Annotated in this window: 20 protein-coding genes and 1 pseudogene; 9 read left to right on the top strand and 12 right to left on the bottom strand. The window is 71.5% G+C overall.

The genetic code is table 11. From position 1 onward, the window contains the following. Positions 1-227 precede the first annotated feature (227 nt). Positions 228-2,816, bottom strand: a complete 2,589-nt coding sequence (locus Aiant_RS17355; protein WP_189328514.1) for an ATP-binding protein — start codon at positions 2,814-2,816, stop codon at positions 228-230. Between the two features lie 116 nt (positions 2,817-2,932). On the opposite strand from Aiant_RS17355, the pseudogene Aiant_RS17360 reads away from it, so the two are divergent. Together Aiant_RS17360 and Aiant_RS17365 are read left to right on the top strand one after the other, a co-directional pair. Next, a pseudogene (locus tag Aiant_RS17360) lies at positions 2,933-3,139 on the top strand (type II toxin-antitoxin system RelE/ParE family toxin); the annotation flags it as partial. Beyond that, positions 3,139-3,474: a helix-turn-helix domain-containing protein gene (locus tag Aiant_RS17365; protein ID WP_189328512.1), complete on the top strand. Its 336-nt coding sequence runs from the start codon at positions 3,139-3,141 to the stop codon at positions 3,472-3,474. The pseudogene Aiant_RS17360 and the gene Aiant_RS17365, both read left to right, overlap by 1 nt. 56 nt (positions 3,475-3,530) lie before the next feature. On the opposite strand, the gene Aiant_RS17370 is transcribed toward Aiant_RS17365, so the two are convergent. From Aiant_RS17370 to Aiant_RS17380, 3 genes are read right to left on the bottom strand one after another with little or no spacing between them, the layout of a single operon-like run. Next, positions 3,531-4,622, bottom strand: a complete 1,092-nt coding sequence (locus tag Aiant_RS17370; RefSeq protein ID WP_189328511.1) for an alcohol dehydrogenase catalytic domain-containing protein — start codon at positions 4,620-4,622, stop codon at positions 3,531-3,533. Beyond that, positions 4,619-6,028: an aldehyde dehydrogenase family protein gene (locus Aiant_RS17375; protein WP_189328510.1), complete on the bottom strand. Its 1,410-nt coding sequence runs from the start codon at positions 6,026-6,028 to the stop codon at positions 4,619-4,621. The genes Aiant_RS17370 and Aiant_RS17375 overlap by 4 nt, the downstream gene beginning before the upstream one ends. Continuing rightward, on the bottom strand, positions 6,025-6,654 hold the full coding sequence (locus Aiant_RS17380) for a TetR/AcrR family transcriptional regulator (RefSeq protein WP_189328509.1): 630 nt from the start codon (positions 6,652-6,654) through the stop codon (positions 6,025-6,027). The genes Aiant_RS17375 and Aiant_RS17380 overlap by 4 nt, the downstream gene beginning before the upstream one ends. Positions 6,655-6,770: 116 nt before the next feature. On the opposite strand from Aiant_RS17380, the gene Aiant_RS17385 reads away from it, so the two are divergent. After that, entirely contained in the window at positions 6,771-8,309 is a 1,539-nt protein-coding gene (locus Aiant_RS17385; protein ID WP_189328508.1) for a long-chain-fatty-acid--CoA ligase, read from the top strand. Here the strand turns inward: Aiant_RS17385 and Aiant_RS17390 are convergent. Continuing rightward, positions 8,298-8,720, bottom strand: a complete 423-nt coding sequence (locus Aiant_RS17390) for a (deoxy)nucleoside triphosphate pyrophosphohydrolase (RefSeq protein WP_189328507.1) — start codon at positions 8,718-8,720, stop codon at positions 8,298-8,300. The two genes, Aiant_RS17385 and Aiant_RS17390, sit on opposite strands and share 12 nt — an antisense overlap. 182 nt (positions 8,721-8,902) lie before the next feature. On the opposite strand from Aiant_RS17390, the gene Aiant_RS17395 reads away from it, so the two are divergent. Together Aiant_RS17395 and Aiant_RS17400 are read left to right on the top strand one after the other, a co-directional pair. Further along, positions 8,903-9,217, top strand: a complete 315-nt coding sequence (locus Aiant_RS17395; RefSeq protein ID WP_189328506.1) for a 4a-hydroxytetrahydrobiopterin dehydratase — start codon at positions 8,903-8,905, stop codon at positions 9,215-9,217. Positions 9,218-9,241: 24 nt separating this feature from the next. Next, positions 9,242-9,604 (top strand): PH domain-containing protein, encoded by a 363-nt coding sequence (locus Aiant_RS17400; protein WP_189328505.1) that lies wholly within the window; start codon positions 9,242-9,244, stop codon positions 9,602-9,604. Positions 9,605-9,607: 3 nt separating this feature from the next. Here Aiant_RS17400 and Aiant_RS17405 read toward each other — a convergent pair whose 3' ends face one another. Further along, positions 9,608-10,477 carry a hypothetical protein gene (locus tag Aiant_RS17405; protein ID WP_229829812.1) on the bottom strand — a complete coding sequence of 290 codons (870 nt, stop codon included), beginning with the start codon at positions 10,475-10,477 and terminating at the stop codon, positions 9,608-9,610. Positions 10,478-10,754: 277 nt separating this feature from the next. Between Aiant_RS17405 and Aiant_RS17410 the strand changes: the two genes are divergently transcribed. Then, positions 10,755-10,961 (top strand): hypothetical protein, encoded by a 207-nt coding sequence (locus tag Aiant_RS17410; RefSeq protein ID WP_189328503.1) that lies wholly within the window; start codon positions 10,755-10,757, stop codon positions 10,959-10,961. Between the two features lie 154 nt (positions 10,962-11,115). Here Aiant_RS17410 and Aiant_RS17415 read toward each other — a convergent pair whose 3' ends face one another. From Aiant_RS17415 to Aiant_RS17425, 3 genes are read right to left on the bottom strand one after another with little or no spacing between them, the layout of a single operon-like run. Beyond that, complete coding sequence (locus tag Aiant_RS17415; protein WP_189328502.1) at positions 11,116-11,862, bottom strand: Type 1 glutamine amidotransferase-like domain-containing protein; 747 nt, start codon at positions 11,860-11,862, stop codon at positions 11,116-11,118. Next, entirely contained in the window at positions 11,859-12,692 is an 834-nt protein-coding gene (locus Aiant_RS17420; RefSeq protein ID WP_189328501.1) for a nucleotidyltransferase domain-containing protein, read from the bottom strand. The genes Aiant_RS17415 and Aiant_RS17420 overlap by 4 nt, the downstream gene beginning before the upstream one ends. A gap of 19 nt (positions 12,693-12,711) precedes the next feature. Further along, positions 12,712-13,572, bottom strand: coding sequence for a G5 domain-containing protein (locus Aiant_RS17425; RefSeq protein ID WP_189328500.1), 861 nt, complete (start codon positions 13,570-13,572; stop codon positions 12,712-12,714). Between the two features lie 227 nt (positions 13,573-13,799). Here Aiant_RS17425 and Aiant_RS17430 point away from each other — a divergent pair, with 227 nt between their 5' ends. Continuing rightward, a complete protein-coding gene (locus Aiant_RS17430) occupies positions 13,800-14,207 on the top strand; it encodes a MarR family winged helix-turn-helix transcriptional regulator (RefSeq protein ID WP_229829811.1) in 408 nt (135 codons plus the stop codon). On the opposite strand, the gene Aiant_RS17435 is transcribed toward Aiant_RS17430, so the two are convergent. Next, a complete protein-coding gene (locus tag Aiant_RS17435) occupies positions 14,202-14,654 on the bottom strand; it encodes a GNAT family N-acetyltransferase (protein WP_189328498.1) in 453 nt (150 codons plus the stop codon). The genes Aiant_RS17430 and Aiant_RS17435 overlap by 6 nt on opposite strands. A gap of 48 nt (positions 14,655-14,702) precedes the next feature. Here Aiant_RS17435 and Aiant_RS17440 point away from each other — a divergent pair, with 48 nt between their 5' ends. Continuing rightward, positions 14,703-15,290 (top strand): TetR/AcrR family transcriptional regulator, encoded by a 588-nt coding sequence (locus Aiant_RS17440; RefSeq protein WP_189328497.1) that lies wholly within the window; start codon positions 14,703-14,705, stop codon positions 15,288-15,290. A 62-nt stretch (positions 15,291-15,352) separates the two neighbouring features. Here Aiant_RS17440 and Aiant_RS17445 read toward each other — a convergent pair whose 3' ends face one another. Further along, entirely contained in the window at positions 15,353-15,952 is a 600-nt protein-coding gene (locus tag Aiant_RS17445) for a phosphoesterase PA-phosphatase (protein ID WP_189328496.1), read from the bottom strand. Positions 15,953-16,145: 193 nt separating this feature from the next. Here Aiant_RS17445 and Aiant_RS17450 point away from each other — a divergent pair, with 193 nt between their 5' ends. Beyond that, on the top strand, positions 16,146-16,727 hold the full coding sequence (locus Aiant_RS17450) for a Uma2 family endonuclease (protein WP_189328495.1): 582 nt from the start codon (positions 16,146-16,148) through the stop codon (positions 16,725-16,727). A gap of 183 nt (positions 16,728-16,910) precedes the next feature. Here the strand turns inward: Aiant_RS17450 and Aiant_RS17455 are convergent, their stop codons facing one another. After that, on the bottom strand, positions 16,911-17,648 hold the full coding sequence (locus Aiant_RS17455) for a helix-turn-helix domain-containing protein (RefSeq protein WP_189328494.1): 738 nt from the start codon (positions 17,646-17,648) through the stop codon (positions 16,911-16,913). Positions 17,649-17,868: the final 220 nt, after the last annotated feature.

Consider the following 17,868-nt stretch of genomic DNA (forward strand, 5'->3'; position numbering starts at 1 on the left):
CGGATCATCTCCTGGTGCATCTGCCACGGAATAGTCATGCCTCGACGCTAGGAACGGGGAACGGTCCGGGAATCGGCGCGACTGCCCAGGAAACCCGGTTCCGGGGCCCAGGTCTGAAGATCGATGGTCGTCACACGGCGGACCCGCACGACACGCGTAGCGGTCGTGCGGGGGCCGGGCATCGCGAGCCGACCGCCACGGGACGACAAGTCGTACAAAATGATGTTCTAAGGGGTTAATCCTCGGCGAGCGGCCTCGGCCGCGGCCTGGCCCCGCCGGGAGACACCGAGTTTCCGCAGGATCGCGGAGACGTGGTGGTGCACGGTCTTGGTGGACAGGAACAGGCGCTCGGCGATCTCCACATTCGACAGGCCCTGCTGCACCAGGCCCAGCACCTCGACCTCGCGGCGGGTCAGCTCGGCCGGGTTGTCGCGGGTCCAGCGCTGCGGGCCGCGAGGGATGTCGCGGACGCCGCGGGCGCGCAGCCGGCGGGTGACGATCGCGGCGGCCGGGCGGGTGCCGAGCCGCTGGAACTCGGCGAGCGCAGCCCGCAACCCGGCCTCGTCGGCGGCGCCGGCCAGCGCCAGCGCGGCGTCGTAGGCGCAGTCCCGTTTCCGCCAGCGTTCCGCGGCCCCCTCGACGTCGCCGGCCAGTTGCCGCGCATACGGCTCCAGCAGGGGGATCCCGGCCGGTGCGGTGTCCGGCTCGGCGGCCAGCCGGCGCAGCCAGGCCAGCTCGCCGAGCACCCACTTCGCCTGCCGCCGGACCGCCAGCTCCCAGGTCCCGGCGAGTTCCGGCCCGACCGGGGCGCCGGCCAGCCAGGCGGCCTCGGCGCGGGCGGTCGCGACCGGGGCGAGGTACTGCAACTCGTTCTTCCCGGCGGCCAGGTCGCGGGCCTCGTCCAGGACCGGCCACGGATCGAGGTCGCCGCCGCGGGCCCGGATCAGGCCGATCACGGCCAGCGCCATGAGCCGCAGCAGCGGCACCGGCTTGGCGTCGCGCAGCACCTCCTCGGCGTCCGCGAGCGCCTCGTCCCAGCGGCCCAGGTCCAGGTGGTAGCGGGCCCGGTAGGCGAGCACGTAGTGCTTCCAGGCCTCCAGCCCCAGGTCGGCGCAGGCGGTCACGCCGCGGTCCAGCCAGGACGCCAGGTGGTAGGAACGGACCCGGGTCATCGACCAGCCGGCGTGGATGTACGCCCGCCCGATGTGCTCCTCCAGCCCGGCCTGCTCGGCCAGCGCCAGGCTGCGCTCCAGCTTGCCGATCCCCTCCGGCTCCCCGGCGAGCAGCTGCATGGTGCCCAGGTTGTTGAGGCTGTGCACGACGACCTCGGTGAGCCCGTGCTGCTCGCCCAGCCGCAGCGCCCGGGTGCCCAGCGCGATGGCGTCCGGGTAGTCCTCGATGTTGAGCGCGATCGCCGCCTGGTTGGTGCAGGCCATCGCGTACTCCGGCCCGGACGGCATGTCGTCGAAGAGCCGCAGCGCCTCCCGGCCGGAGGTCGCCGCCTCCTCGATGTAGCCGCCGCACCACAGCCGCCGGGACAGCACGGAGAGCGCGGTGCCCTCGCCGCGCCGGTCGCCGATCTGCCGGCGGTGCCGGATCGCCTCCTGCAACGCCGCGATCGACTCGTCGGTCTGCTCGGTCAGGTAGCACTCGTAGGAGCGGCGTTCCAGCAGGTCGGCGCGGTCGGCCGGGGCCAGGCCGGCGGCGAAGCGCAGTGCCCGGGCGTACTGCGCGGCGGCCTCCCGGTGCGCGCCCGAGTCGGCGGCCTGGACGGCGGCGCGCGGCGCCCAGGTGAGCACCACGCCGGCGTCCCCGGCGGCCTCGGCGTGGTGGGCGACCCGGCTCGGGTCGGCCCGGTCCGGCTCGGCCAGCAGCGCCCGCAGCACGCCGCGGTGCAGGTCGAGACGCCGGTGGGCGGGCAGCGACTCCTCGATGGTGAGCCGGGCCAGCTCGTGCCGGAACGCGACCCCGCCGGGCACGCTCTCCAGCATGCCGGCCCGCAGCGCCTCGTCCAGCCCGGCCGTCTCGGCCTCGGCCAGCAGGCGCAGCTCGGCATAGGGCGGGGTGACGGAGACGGCGTCCAGCACCGCGGTCGCCTCCGGGCCGAGCCGGGCGGCCCGGGCCAGCACCGCGTCGCGCACGGTCAGCGGCACGTCGCCGTCGTCGCGGGCGAGCACCTCGGTGACGAAGAACGGGTTGCCGCCGGTGGCCCGGTGCAGCGCCCGGCCGTCCCGCCCGTGCGACTCGGCGAGCGCGCAGACCGCCGCCGGGGAGAGCGGCTCCACGCCCATCCGGATGATCCGGTCGCCTTGCAGCTCGCCGAGGAGCCGGCGCAGCGGATGCCGCCGGTCGGTCACCTCGTCGCTGCGGTAGGTCGCGATGATCATCGCGGGGATGGCGCCGATCCGCCGGCCGAGCAGGCTGAGCACGTCCAGGGTGGCCTCGTCGGCCCAGTGCAGGTCCTCCAGCACGAGCGGGAGGCCGGGACGTTCCCGCACGTCCCGGATGATGCCGGTGGCCAGCTCGTAAGGTTTCGCGCCGTGCCCGATCAGCCCGCTGAACTGCGTCATCTCCAGGAACGGCCCGAGCGGCCGCGGCGTCCACAGCGGATCACAGCCGCCCCAGAGCACCGGCCGGGCCGCCCGGCACTCCGCCCGGAACCGCCGGACCAGGGCGGTCTTGCCGCCCCCGGCCTCCCCGCCGAGCAGCACCACGACACCACCCCGGCCGGCGCGCACCGCCTCGTAGGCCTGATGCAGCGTGCCGAGCTGTCCGGACCGCTCCAACAGCCCGGACTCCGCAGAGAACTCCACCATCGCCGCACCCTGTCACCGAGTGCCGCCGACCTCCATCACCTATCTGACATCTGAGAACACCGATCTTTTTCGCACCGCCGGTCCGGCTAGTCAGGTGTAGAACTTTCTAAACTTCAGCCGACTTGAAAGAGCTGCGACCTGGATCCTCCGGAAGCAGCGAGGTCCGCATCCTGTTCGCCTTCGACCCCTGGCGGTCGGCCATCCTGCTGATCGGCGGCGACAAATCGGGCAACTGGTCCGGCTGGTATCGGCAAGCGATCCCGGCGGCCGAGGCGTTGTACGTGCGGTACCTGAAGGACCGCCAGACCGAGGAGAGCCAGTAATGACCGGCTACCACAAATGGAGTGACATCCGGGCCGAGTTCCTCGCGCAACCGGGTGCCGAAGAGGCGCTCGCCAAGGCGCGCAGGAAGAACCAGGCCTATGTCGACGGCTACCACCTGGCGGAGCGTCGCAAGGCGATCGGGCTGACCCAGGCCGAGGTCGCCGAGCGGATGGGCGTGACCAAGGGCCGGGTCTCCCAGATCGAACGCGGCGACGTCTCCACGCTCGAGGCGATCGGCCGGTATGTCGAGGCGCTGGGCGGCCGCCTCCAGATCTCCGCCGTCTTCGGCGACCACAAGTACACCCTGCACAGCAAGGATCCGCAGGCCGCCTGACCCCGTTTTCGGTACGGTGGGTGGCTCATCGCGTACCGAAAACGGGGGGTTGATCGTCAGAGACTGACGACCGAGCGGGCGCCCTCGCCGCGGGCCATGCGGTCGAAGGCGGCCGGGACGTCGGCCAGCCGGATGCGGTCGGTGATCAGGTGGTCCAGGGAGAGCTTGCCGTCGAGCACGTCGCGGGCCAGCGCCGGCACCTCGACGTCCGGGTCCGCCTGGCCGTAGACCGAGGCCCGCAGCGTGCGTGCCGAGGAGAAGATGTCCAGCGCGCCGAGCTGCACCATGTCGTCGGCCGCGCCCATCCCGACCACGGTGACCTGGCCGCCGCGCCGGGTGGCCCGCCACGCGGCGCGGATCGTCGACGCCCGGCCGACGCACTCGATGGCGTGGTCGGCGCCGCGACCCTCGGTGCGCACCCGCACGTCCTTGGAGAGCGTGTCCGAGGAGACCACGAAGTCGGTCGCGCCGGCCGCCTCGGCCAGCCCCTTCTTCGCCTCGGTGACGTCGACCGCGATCACCTGTCCGGCTCCGGCCGCCCGGGCCGCCGCGACCACCGACAGCCCGACCCCGCCGAGGCCGATGACCAGCACCGACTCGCCCGGCTTGACCTGGGCGGTGTTGCGGACCGCGCCGGACCCGGTCAGCACCGAGCACCCGAGCAGGGCGGCACGGTCGAAATCGAGCTCTTTCGGTACGCCGATGACGGCATTTTCCGGCGCCACCACCTGCTCGGCGAACGCGCCCAGCCCGAGGCACACGTGCACCGGCGCCCCGTCCAGGGTGATCCCGTTCTCCAGGGCGGCCACCCCGGACGAGGTGGCGCAGAGCCAGGGCTGTCCCTGCTCGCAGAACCAGCAGCTGCGGCACGGCGGCTGCCAGTTGAGCACCACGTGGTCGCCGACCGCGGCGCGGGTGACGTGCTCGCCGACCTCGACCACCTCGCCGGCCGCCTCGTGCCCGAGGACCAGCGGGTGCGGCGGCCGCAGCGTTCCGTTGACCATCGACAGGTCGGAGTGGCAGACGCCGGCCGCCCGGATCCGGACCCGCACCTGGCCGGGGCCGATCTCGGGCAGCCGCAGCTCCTCGACCGTCGCCGGGACGCCGGCCGTCCGGACCACCAAGCCGGGGATGTATTGGACGCTCATCGTTGGATCGCCTTCACCTGCTGGAACTCCTCCAGACCGAACTTACCCAGCTCCCGGCCCACGCCGGACTGCTTGTAGCCGCCGAACGGGGCGAACGGGTTGAACGCGCCGCCGTTCACGTCGACGGCGCCGGTGCGCAGCCGCCGGGCCACCGCGAGCGCCCGCTCGTCGCTGCCCCAGACCGCGCCGGCCAGCCCGTACTTCGAGTTGTTGGCGATCGCCACGGCCTCGTCGTCGGAGCCGAACGGGATGATCGACAGCACCGGGCCGAAGACCTCCTCCTGGGCCAGTTCGCTGTCCGGGTCGACGTCGGCGAAGACGGTCGGCGCCACGAAGTGCCCGGTCGCCGGCACCGGCGCGTCCAGCCCGCCGGCCACCAGCCGGCCCTGCGCCCGTTCGATGAAGCCGCGGACCCGCTCCCGCTGCCCGGCCGAGACCAGCGGCCCGAGCCGGGTCGCCGCGTCGAACGGGTCGCCCACGGTGTAGCCGGCCGCGGTCTTGGCCGCCAGCTCGACCGCCTCGTCGTAGTGGTCGCGGTGCACCAGCATCCGGGTCCAGGCCGTGCAGGTCTGCCCGGAGTTGAGGAACGCGTTGCCGACCCCGACCTTGACCGCCTTGACCAGGTCGGCGTCCGCCAGGATCACGTTCGCCGACTTGCCGCCCAGCTCCAGGGAGACCTTGGCGATCCGGTCGGCGGCGGCCTTGGTAATCGCCCGGCCGGTCGCGGTGGAGCCGGTGAACGAGATCATGTCGACGTCCGGATGCCCGGCGATGGCCGCGCCGACCACCGGACCGGTCCCGGTGACCAGGTTGAGCACGCCGGCCGGCAGGCCCGCCTCGTGCGCCGCGTCGAACAGCAGGTACGCCACCAGCGGCGTCAGCTCGCTCGGCTTGAGCACCACGGTGCAGCCGGCCGCGAGCGCCGCACCCACCTTGGCCACCACCTGGTGCAGCGGGTAGTTCCACGGGGTGATCGCGCCGACCACGCCGGCCGCCTCCCGGACGATCAGCGAGTTGCCGATCGTCGCCTCGGTCACCGGCTGGGCGGCCAGCTCGGCGTACCCCTTGAGCACGGCGATCGGCAGCCCGGCCTGAACCGCCTGAGCGATCTTGAGGGGGGTGCCCAGCTCCTGGCCGACGGTGCGGGCGATGTCGGCGGCCCGGGCGGCGAGCGCCTCGTGCAACCGGCCCAGGGCGGCCCCGCGCTCGGCCATCGGCAGAGCGGCCCAGCCGTCGAAGGCCTGGCGGGCGGCGGAGACCGCGAGGTTCACGTCCTCGGCGGTGCCGGCCGGCACGTGCCCGATCACCTGCTCGGTGTACGGGTTCTCCACCTCGATCCGGTCACCGGAGTCGGGCGGCACCCACGCGCCACCGATGTAGAGCTGTTCCCGGAATTCCGACGTCATCGGCGTACCCCCTGGTCGTAGTGGTCGGACAGGCCGGCGAGCAGCACGTCCAGCCCGAGTTCGAACGCGCCCTCGTCGACGGCGGCACGGTGGGCCGCCAGCTCGTGGGCGCGGTGCAGATGCGGATAGGTGTCGTACAGCTCCGGATCGTCGGCGAAGCCGAGCGCGAAGGAGCCGAGCGCCGCCCCGGTGATCAGGTAGCGCATCAGCGCGCCGATGTGAGTGGCCCGGGACCGCGACCAGCCGGCGTCGATCAGCGCGCCGTAGACCGCCTCGGCCATGGCCAGCCCGTGCGGCCGCCGGCCCGGCCCGGTGGCCAGCACCGGGACGATGTTGGGGTGGGCGGCCAGCACCGCGTGATACGACTTCGCCCACAGCCGCAGCCCCTCCCGCCAGTCGCAGTCGGCGAACACCCCGATGTCGACCTGGGCCACCACCGCCTCGGCGACCGCGTCGACGATCTCGGCCTTGGTGGCGAAGTGGTTGTAGAGCGACGGGCCCTGCACACCCAGCTCGGTGGCGAGCCGCCGCATCGAGAGCGCGTCCAGGCCCTCCGCGTCGATCAGGGCGGACGCGGCCTCGACGATGCGCTCCCGGGTGAGCAGCGCCTGCCGGGGCCGGGCCATCTGGCAACTCCCTGGAGATTCGGGCCTGGAAATCAGGAATCAGCACTGGACGCGCAAAAACTTACGCCGCTAGTTTATGCGCAAGCTGCGACGTACATCACTCGGAGGGGATCCGCATGACGACTCTGTCCCTGGCCACCGTTCTGGCCGAGAGCGCGCGCCGTTACCCGGACAAGGTCGCGGTGATCGACGCGGGCGCCCGGATCACCTATCGCGAGCTGTGGCAGCAGACCCGGGAGTACGCGGCCGGGCTGCGCGAGCTCGGCATCGGCCCCGGCGACACGATCGCCGTGATGATCCCGAACGTCGCCGACTTCCCGCGGGTCTACTACGCGGCGCTGGCCGTGGGCGCCCGGGTGGTGCCGGTCTCGCTGCTGCTCAACGCCGAGGAGGTCGGCTACGTGCTCGCCGACAGCCAGGCGAACCTGCTGGTCACGCACTCCGCGTTCCTCCAGGTCGGCGCGGCCGCGGCGCAGCTCGCCGGCACCCCGCTGGTGAACGTCGGCCCGCTGCCGGCCGAGCTGCCGGCCGCGCCCCGGCGCCTGGAGGAGGTGGCCGCGTCGGTCCCGGCGCTGCACACCTACGTGACCCGCCAGGCCGAGGACGTCGCGGTCATCCTGTACACCAGCGGCACCACCGGGAAGCCGAAGGGCGCCCTGCTCACCCACCTCAACCTGGTGATGAACGCGGCGATCAACGTGTTCGACGTGCACCCGCTGACGGGCGACGACATCGTGCTGGGCTGCCTGCCGCTGTTCCACACGTTCGGCCAGACGGTCGGGATGAACGCGACGTTCCGGCTCGGCGGGACGCTGGTGCTGCTGCCCCGGTTCTCCGGCGAGGCGGCGATCGACCTGATCCTGCGGGAGAACGTGACGATCTTCCACGGCGTGCCGACCATGTACATCGGCCTGCTCGAGGCGGCGGCGAAGGCGGAGCGGCTGCCCAAGCTCAAGCTCTGCGTCTCCGGCGGGGCGTCGCTGCCGGTGGCGGTGCTGGAGCGCTTCGCCGAGGCGTTCGGGTCGCACATCTGGGAGGGCTACGGGCTCTCCGAGACCTCGCCGACGACGACGACCAACCAGCCCGCGTACGGGGCGAAGCCCGGCACCGTCGGCCACCCGATCTGGGGCGTCGAGGTGGAGATCGCCCGGCCGGAGGTGCCGGAGCGCATCGAGTTCCTGCCGGACGGCGAGCTCGGCGAGATCGTGATCCGCGGGCACAACGTGTTCGCCGGGTACCTCAACCGGCCGGAGGCGACCGCGGAGGCCATCGTCGACGGCTGGTTCCGCACCGGTGACCTGGGCGTCAAGGACGACGAGGGCTTCATCAGCATCGTCGACCGGACCAAGGACCTGATCATCCGGGGCGGCTTCAACGTCTACCCGCGGGAGGTCGAGGAGGTGCTCGCCCGGCACCCGGCGATCCAGCAGGTCGCGGTGATCGGCGTGGCCGACGAGACGCACGGCGAGGAGATCTGCGCCGTGGTGGTGCTGGACGACAAGGGCCTGACCGAGCAGGAGCTGATCGACTGGTCGCGGGAGCGGCTGGGCAAGCACAAGTACCCGCGGCAGGTCCGGTTCGCCGAGTCGCTCCCGCTCGGGCCCAGCATGAAGGTGCTCAAGCGGGAGCTGCGCGCGCAGTACTCAGGCAAGTAACGCCGGGAGCTCGGCGACGATCGGGACGTCGGCGGGCAACCACGGGACGCTGTCCAACTGGTCCACGGCCAGCCAGCGCATGGCGGCATGCTCCAGCGCCTCCGGGACGCCGCCGTCGAGCACCTCGACGGCGAAGACCCGGAGCACGGCGCGGCCGTGGGCCAGCGGCACGTCCGGGCCGACCCGGGCGCCGACCTCGACGGAGATGCCGAGCTCCTCGCGGCACTCCCGGGCCAGCGCCTGCTGGTCGGTCTCGCCCCGCTCGACCTTGCCCCCGGGGAACTCCCACTTACCGGCCGCCTCGGGCGGGGAGCTGCGCTGGCAGGCGAGCACCCGCCCACCCGCGATGATCACCGCCGCGACGATCACCCTGGGTGATGACGGGGCCTTGACGTATTGTTCCGACGGCATGGCATCCAAGATCGCACAAAACTAGGCCGATCAGGTTGCCCGAGGCGCCCCGATCGTCCCCCAAACACGGATATGTGGGCGTGGACATCACTGTCCCAACGGACGAGACTGTGCGTACCGACCATGACGACACGGCGACAGTTCGGCCACAAGCCGGCAACAACGCTTTGGGGGGTGCGGCCATGCGGGCTAGGAAACGCCGGGGCAACAACGGCACGGACTATCTGAGTGACGCCCTCGCGCTGTTGGGCGGCTGGACCCGCGACGGCGTCCAGCTACGCCGCGATCTCGCGTGCGACGACAGTCAGCATGCCGCATTGACCGAGCGGATTCAGGTCGCCGCGGACACCCTGTCGATCCGGCCGAGCATCCGGCGGATCGAGGGGCACACCCAGATCTGCCTGGGTGACCGGGACGGCGCGGCCCTCACCGACCGTGACGTCACGCTCGCCGCGCGCATCGAGGATTTCTATCGCACCGTGCTGGAGCGCCCGTAGTCCCCGCGGACTACGCTGCGCCGCATGAGTGACGTCGCATACGACAACAAGGGCCAGCTGGAGCAGATCCAGAGCGGCCTGCTCGACGGAGAGACGATCATCGCCGTGTACGACGCGATCGGCGCCGGCACCGGCTTCATCGGGCTCACCACCCGGCGGATCATCATCCAGGACAAGTCCTTCGTCGGGAAGAAGTTCGCCATCACCAGCATCCCGTACTCCAAGGTGAGCGCGGTGAGCGTGGTCAGCAACAAGAGCTGGGCCGGCCAGTTCTTCTCCAGCGGCGAGATCGCGATCACCGTCGGCACCCACGTCTACGAGATCGAGTTCCGCGGCTCGGAGAAGGCGCACCACGTGCACCAGGTAATCCTGGCCTACGCGTCCTGACCTTCAGGGCCCGCCGACGGCTTGCGTGAGATCCCAGACGTAACGCCGGCCGGCGGGCTTCTCGTCGCGCCAGACCACCTCCCAGCGGCCCAGGTGGTCCCGGACCGGATCGCTGAACACGCCGTACCCGGCCCGCTCCTTCACGCTCGGCGGCTGGTCGCTGTCCGGGAACGTGAAGGTCACCACGAAGCGGGTGAAGGCCGACGGCGTGCCGCTCGCGGTCGGCAGCCGGTCCTCCCAGACCAGCTGGTCCCAGCCCCGCTCGCGCAGCGGCCGCCACAGCCCGCGGGGCCGGTACGCCACCTCCCACTCGGTCGGCACCGTCATCGCCGGGTCGAAGATCAGCCACACCCGCAGCAGCCGGGTCTGCTCCAGCGGCAGCGGCGTGATGGTCCCGCCGACCGGCCGTACCGCCTTGAACTCGATCTCGTCGAGCCGGGTCAGCCGGTCCGTGTCGGTGGGCACGATCGGCCGCATGGTCCGATGGGTGACCAGCGGTTCCGGCGTGGTGGTCCGCTTCTCCACGATCCGGTCGGTCTCGTCGTCGTCGCCGACCGTCACGATCACCTCGAGGGTCTCGCTGAACAGCGGCTTCTCCCGGTCGCTGATCCGCTGGATGGCGTCCAGGTAGTGCTGGTGCCCGGCCCGCTGCAGGGCCAGCGCCTTGGTGGCCTCCAGCAGCTCGGCGCGCAGCTGGCGGATCTTCAGGACGAACGCGATCTGCCAGAACCGGACCACGAAGTAGAGCAGGCAGGCGAGGAAGACCGCGGTCAGCGCCCACTGGGCGGCCCGCGCCGGGATCTCGGCGAGCTGGGCGACGCCGGAGGCCAGCCCGATGAGCACGATCAGGACGTTCAGGGTGCCCCTGAACACGGTCTGATACTGGGACGGCGTTGCTGGCATCATTCCTCATGATGCCGAGCTGATCCGGCAGGACAAATACCGTTAAAGAGTGATGTAGCCCGATTCGGGACGGCTGTTCGACCGATGTTCGACAGCCGTACGGAGGAGAGGGCATGCCACACCGGCCGCCCCGCGAACGGTTACTGGCGAGTAACCATTGCTGCCCGCCGGAGCCGCGCCGCATGCTACCCGGAGGTCCGAACACCGCCATCTATCGATGCCCCTGACCCCCCGGAGGCGATCACCGGTGCTGGCTCATCTGCAAAAGCCGCTGACCCGGAGGCCGAGCCGCGAGTTGCTCGGCAGCGACCTCGATCCGGCGCCCGCCGGCGGCGGTGGAGAAGGGGGTCAGCCACACCGGCTGGCGGTGCTCCTCGGCGCCAACACCGTGTTCGCGATGGCGCTGCTGCTCTCGGCCGTCCTGGTCGGACTGGCCACGATAGCGCTGTACTGACCCCCGCGCCGGCCTCAGCGGAAGCTGCCGCCCTCGCCGCCGTGCTTCGCCATCGTCTTCATCGCTCTCCCTCTACAGATGACTCCGCAGGACCCAACGGAATCGATCGCGGTGCGGTTGTGATCCGCGGGGTAGTTTATTTCCGGTACGCCGGTCAGTTCGGATATTCCGGAAGAATCCGCGCGGGCAGCACCGTCTCGGTGACGCTGCCGTCGGCCGCGCGCTTGAGCTCGTACCCCGAAGGTCCCTCGCGGTCCGCGACGACCTCCTCCAGTGACGTGCCGCGGAACACCAGCCCCGCGCCGTCGTCGGTGGCGTAGCCGTCCGACAGCGTGCCGTCGCCGATCAGCTCGTGCATCTTCGGCCGGCGCTCGCCCTCGCCGTCGTAGTGCACCCCGTTGCTGTACGGCAGCCAGCCCAGCCCGTCGGTGAACCCGCGCAGCCGCAGCCCGAAGCTGTCCGTGGTGCCGCCCTGGTGCCAGCAGATCGAGCCGGCCGACGAGCCGCTCATCACCACGCCGGCCTGCCACGCCTCGTGCAGGATCTCGTCCAGCCCGTGCACCCGCCAGACCGCGCACAGGTTCGCCACGCTGCCGCCGTCCACCCAGACGACGTCCTGGGCCAGCAGGTGCCCGCGGATGTCGTCGATGTTCGGCATCGGGAACAGCTGGAGGTGCGACATGGTGAACCGGGTGCCCGCGAAGGCCGAGTAGAACGCGCCGATCCGGGCGTCGGGGTCGCCGGTCGCCTGGGTCAGCACGCAGATCTTCGGAGCCTTCGTGGCGTTGGCCAGCTCCGCCGCGAAGTGGTGGATCCGGCCCGGAAGGATGTCGAAATTGCCCCGCCGGCCCCGCTGAAATCCGGCGCTGGTGGCAAGAATGGTAGGAATGTCCGCGGTCATCGCAACATCATCGCGCACGCCTCGGTGGTCTCCAGCACGAGATCAGCGGCGATGTCGATGGCCAGCGTGAGGTGCAACGGATCGCTGTTGATCGCGGAGAACGCGGCGTCCACCCGCTCCCGGAACTCGGCCGGCGCGCCGGGCAGCCGCCCGGCCGCGGCCACCGCGCCCTTCTCGTTGATCAGCCACTGGCCGGCCGCGCCGTGCAGCGCGTGCGCGCACACCCCGACCAGCCGGAACAGGCAGCCGGCGACGTAACTGGTGTCGAACCGGGAGACGCCCTTGCGGGCCAGGCCGACCAGGAAGTCGGCCTCCCAGAGACCGGACACCAGCGCCTCGGCGAGCGGCCGCGGGAACACCTGGACCCGGCGGCGCAGGGCGGTGAGCTCGCCGGTCGGGTCGGCCAGCACCCGGCTCACGGCCAGCTCGCCGGCGTACGCGAAATCCGGCACGCCGAGCGGGTGCCCGCCCTGCGCGTGAAACTCGTACCGCCCCTGCTCGGCCTCGTCCCAGCAGCGCAGCACCCGGTCCAGGTCCCGATAGATCCAGTCCACCGGGTGGTCGTCGATCCGCAGCCAGCCACCGCCGTCCACCCACGGCCCCCACTCGCCGACCGCGGTGACCCGGGCCTTCTCCCCGGCCACCGCCACGGCCAGCTCGCCGAGCCGGTCGGTGTCGAACGGCGCCCGGTAGTACAGCCCCAGATCGGTGTCCGACTCCGGCGAGTGCGCCTGCCGCGCCCGGCTGCCGCCGAGCACCACCCCGACCACACCCGGGACGGTGAGCAGACGCTGGGCCATCTCGGTCAGCGCGGCGTCGGTGAGAGCCATGCCGCCAGCCTAGGGCGATTCAGCACAGGGTGGCCGGTTCCAGCCGGACATCGGCGAGCGACTCCGGGTCGAGCAGCGACAGGTCCTCGGCGGTGACGGTGAGCGGCCCGCTCTCCGGCACCGTCGCCGACGCCTTCGACGGCTCCGGCTGAGGCTGCCCGCTCACCTCGGGGCAGGCGGTCCGGCCCAGCGGGACGCAGAGGTCCAGGGCGCAGGACGTCTCCTTGCGCATGCCGAAGACCACTACCCGCTGCTGCGGCTGCCGGGTCACCGTGGTGTCCAGCACACGCCGGCCGGACGGCTTCCCGTCGACCAGGGTGACCAGGTAGCGGACCAGCTCCTCGCCCGGGGCGCCCGGGGACTGCACCTTGCGGACGCCCCGGGGCAGGGTCTCGTCGCGGACCACGCGGGTGCGGAACGGGATGGGCCGGGTCGTCACGTCGGTACGGGTGGTGACCACCGGCTCGGCCTTCGCCGGGCTCTTCGCGCGCTTCTTCGGCGCGCGCGGTGACCGCGGCCCGGTGCGGTCCGCCGGGTCCTCGGCGCGGGCGCGGCTCAGCTCGGCCCCGGTCTCGGTGGCGGAGTGGGCCTGCCGTTCGACGCCCGGCGGCGCCGGCTGGACCGGGACGTGCACGTGCCGCCGCGGCACCGGCTCGGCGGCGGCCGCCTCCCGGCTGACGATCTCCGGGTCCTCGTCCAGGCGCGCGGCGCCCGGGTCGGCGGCGATGGTCTGCTCGGCGGTCGCGGCGGACGACTCGGCGCCCCCGGCGAACACAGTGGCGCCGGCCACACCGCCGCCGAGGAGCACCAGCAGCGCACTGGTGCCGGCGGCCATGCGGACACCGAACGGCAGGCGGGCCCACCAAGACTTTCGTGGCATTTCGAGCAAATGCTGCCATGAGTCACTAGTTGTCTGGTTTTGCACCAAAGCATTGTGGCTTGTCCGCCTTCGAAGGCAAGCATCTGACGGTCGCTCGAAAAGGTGACATCCGGGCAAAACGTCCCCGTTTCCGCCCCGCGACCTGCGTGCACTCCCGCCGTACGATCACACTCATGCCACCAGCCTCCGGACCCCTCGTCCCGTTGAGCCCGGCGGAGGAAGACGTGATGCGAGCGCTCGGCCGCTTCCTGCTCGTCATCCCGCGGGCATTGGACGCCGACCTGATGCGCGAGCAACGCATGTCGGCCAGTGAATACTCGGTGCTGCGGCACCTCTCGGAGACCCCGGATCAACGGATGCGGATGAGCGAGCTCGCCGCGGCCTGCGACATGTCGCTGAGCGGGATGACCCGGCTGGCCGCCAAGCTGGAGTCGCTCGGCTACCTGAAACGGATCCGGTGCGAGGAGGACGCGCGCGGGGCCAACGCGGTGCTCACCGAGCGCGGCCTGGAGCGGCTGCGCGAGGCCTGGCCGACCCATCTGGCCAGCGTGCGCCGGCACATCTTCGACCACCTCGGCGGCCTCGACCTGGAACGGCTGGCCAGCGCGTTCTCCGCGATGGCCACGGACTCATAGGACCCGCTCGAAGCACCTCGAGATCGGGGAGCCGACGTACTTGCCGTACAGCGGGATCTCCCGGTAACCCTCCCGCTCGTAGAACCGGATCGCGTCCGGCTGGGCCGCGCCGGTCTCCAGCCGCACCGTCGTCCAGCCACGCCGCACGGCGGCGTCCTCGAGGGCCCGCAGGATCGCGGTGGCCACCCCGGAACCGCGGCTGGCCGGCACCACGAACATCCGCTTGACCTCGACGCTGTGCTCGTCGAGCCGCCGCAGCGCCCCGCAACCGATCGCCTCGCCGTCCCGCGTCGCCACCAGGAAGACGTCGATCTCGGCCGCGACCGGCGCGCCGCCCGGCTCGTGGTCGTCACATCCGTAGCGCTCGTCCAGCTCGGCCCGCTGCGCCCGGCGCAGCGCCGCGCCGGCCGGGTCGTCCCAGGGTCGCTCGTCGATCGTCCAGCTCACCGGTTACCTCCTGCCGCTCATAACAAGCGTTACGGTAACATCCGTTACGTGTCCCGATCCGCCGACCTTTCCGCACAGGGCGAGGCGCTGTCCCGCGCGGTCTGGGACGTGCTGGCCACCCAGGGCCTGGAGCGTCTCACCGTGCGCGCCGTCGCGGCCGCGGCCGGCTGCACCACCGGCCTGGTCATGCACCGCTTTCCGAACCGGCAGGCGCTCCTGCGGCACGCCCGGCAGCTGCTGCACGAGAAGACCCGGGCCCGGGTCGAGGCGCTGGAGGCCGCAGCCCCGACGTCCCGGGCCGCGCTCCGCGCGATCCTGCTCCAGGGCATGTCGACCGACTCACAGACCCGGCAGGAGTCGGTGGTCTGGATGGGTTTCCTGGCCGCCGCCGTGTCCGACGAGTCGCTGATCGCCGAGCACCGGCGCAACAACCGGTCGTGGCGGTCCCGGGTGGAGCGACTGACCGCCGCGGCGGCGCCGGACTGGCCGGCGGGCCGGGTCGCGACGGTGGCGCTGGCGCTGATCGCGATGGCGGAGGGGACGGCCGCCTTCGGCGCGGCCGATCCGGACGCCTTTCCCGCGACGCAGCAGGTGGAGATGTTGGATGCCGCGCTGACCGCTTTCGATCTCGCTTGACGGTACGAGCCGGCGGCGCTCCTCCCGTCCGCCGGTCAGCGCAGCTCCTCCCGCCCCGCCGGTCAGCGCAGCGCCGGGAACACCGTGCCGGCCACGATCGCGCCGGCCAGCGCGCCGACCACCACCTGCGCCGGGGTGTGCGCCGTCAACCGCACCCGGGCCCACCCGCCGAGCACCACCAGCGGCGCCCCGAGCAGCGCCACCGGCCCGTAGATCGCGGTCATCGTGGCCAGCGTCCCGGCCGCCACCCCAGCGTGGATCGACATCTTCCACCAGTGCGTCACCAGCGCGAAGATCACCAGCCCGAGCCCGCCCGCGACCAGCAGCGCCAGCACCTCCCGGGGCGCGCCGAGCAGCAGCATCAGCACCAGCCCGGCGGTCAGCGACCCGACCCCGAACAGCAACGGCATCCGTCGCGCCGCCCGGTCCGGGATGTGATGGTCGGTGAGCCGGCCGGTCCGCACCCCGTGCAGCACATACCCCAGCGGAATCACCGCCGCGAAGACCGCACCCGGCAGCCCCCACCACCGCGACACCCCGGGCGCCTCCCCGGCATGCCACCCGACCACCACCAGCAGCGCCGCCACCAGCACCGCCGGAGCGAGAACCTCCGAGACAACGTGGGCGATACGGTCGCCCACCACCCGCCGTGCGTTGATCACGCCCCATTCTGGCAGGCGGCTCCCGGATTTCCGGGTCCGCTCGCCCGGGCTTTTACATATGCCCATCGCTGAATAGCGGGAAATACCGATCAGATTTGTCCACGGCCATCGATAGATCCTATTTCGCGGATACAGTTCCGGCATGCAATCTCCGCACAGCCGAACCGCCGTTATGGAGTGCTACGGTGGCGGCATGACCGCGGTGCCCGAGTGGATGAACCCGCCCCGCGTCGAGGGCTGGTTCGCCGAGGATCTCGACCATCTTCCCGAAGCACCGCCTCATACGGAGCTGATCGATGGAGCTCTCGTTCTCATGATGTCCCCTCAGCGAGCCTGGCACGGCCGCGTCCTCACGTCGCTGGTCAACGTGCTGACCAACCAGGCGCCGGAAAACATCGAGGTCGAGCGGGAGATGACAATCCGGCTCGACGAGCGGAACCGTCCCGAACCAGATCTCCTGGTGACAACGGCGTCTTTCCAGCCGGACCGCACGTTCTACACCCCCGACCAGGTGATCCTCGTCGCCGAGGTGATCTCCCCGGAATCAGCGCACCGCGACCGAACGGTCAAGCTGCGAAAATACGCGGAGGCCGGCATCGCGCACTACTGGATCGTCGAGGACGAGAATCAAGAACCGGTCGTCCACACCTACGAACTCGACAGGCCCACGAACGCCTACGTAGCCACCGCAATCCACCGCGACGAATTGCGCACCCCGGTCCCGTTCCCCGTCGAGATCAACCTGACCGACCTGGTTCCCGGCCGCCGCAGCTGAGCCGGGCGCGGTGCGGCCCCGGGGCCGATCACAGCCCGATGATCCGAACCCACCGCCCGCACAGTCAGACCTTGCGCGTCTTCGCCAATACCGCGGTGTCACCACACGAGGCGGGCACACAGAAGCCCGTGACACCCGCCCCAAACACGGCGACCCGCCTCCTTACCGGGGCGGGCCGCTCTGCTATTCGGCGGCGGGCGGCTGGGCGTATTTCCCGAGGGTCGCCTTGCTAGTGCTGGCGTCCTGGAACGTCAGCTCCCACGGGCCGGTGTTGACGTCCATGTCCTTGCCGAACCCGATCCACTTGCCGGCCAGCCGGCGACCGGTCGGCTCGGCCAGGAGCTGGATCGCGCCGTGGTACCGCGCGCCCTTGTAGTGCCCCTGCGGGTCGGTCTGCTCGGTCCACGTGCCGGTCAGCACGTTTCCGTCCACCGTGAGGTCCATGGTCAGTGTGGACGCCGCCGAGCCGGGCACTGAGCGCATGGTGAGCCGGTCGTCGTGCTGGAGCAGGACGACGTAGTGCAGCGCGGCGTACGTGCTCTCGCGGCTGCTGCTGAAGAACTCGTAGCGGCTGAGCCAGACGCCCGAGTAGCCGCCGGCGGACCGGGTCGGCCCGGTCGCCGGAACCGGGGTCTGGCGCACTTCGAGGTCGTGGCCGCCACGGCCGTCGTCGACCACCACGGCGTCGACGTCCGCTGGGAAGCCGAGCGAGGAGATCGGGAGCCGGGTGACGACCTCCAGGGCCCGCGCACTCGCCGGGCGCGGGTTGGCGATCTCGCCAGACTCGTATCGCTGGATGGTCCGCTTCGTGGTGCTCGACGCACCCGCTTCGCGCATCCGTCCGGCGAGTTCGTCCTGGGAGAGCCGCAGGGCGAGCCGAGCGGCGCGAAACGCGGTGTTCGGCCGGGGCTGCGTATTCATGGTCAACACGGTACGCCGTACGTCGCCGGAATGTCGCCTCATATGTCGTCGGAATGTCGCCTTGGCCGTCGTCGCGAAAGGCGACGTTCAGGCGGCATTCTGTCGATCAGGTGCGCGGCCCGCCATGACAGGCTCTCGGCGCTGCGGCCTACGGCGACGAGGGGGTGGTCCTGGAGGACTCTCCTGATCGCGAGGCCCGCCCGTCACCGTCCCCCACCAG

Source organism: Actinoplanes ianthinogenes (genome assembly GCF_018324205.1).
Lineage (GTDB): Bacteria > Actinomycetota > Actinomycetes > Mycobacteriales > Micromonosporaceae > Actinoplanes > Actinoplanes ianthinogenes.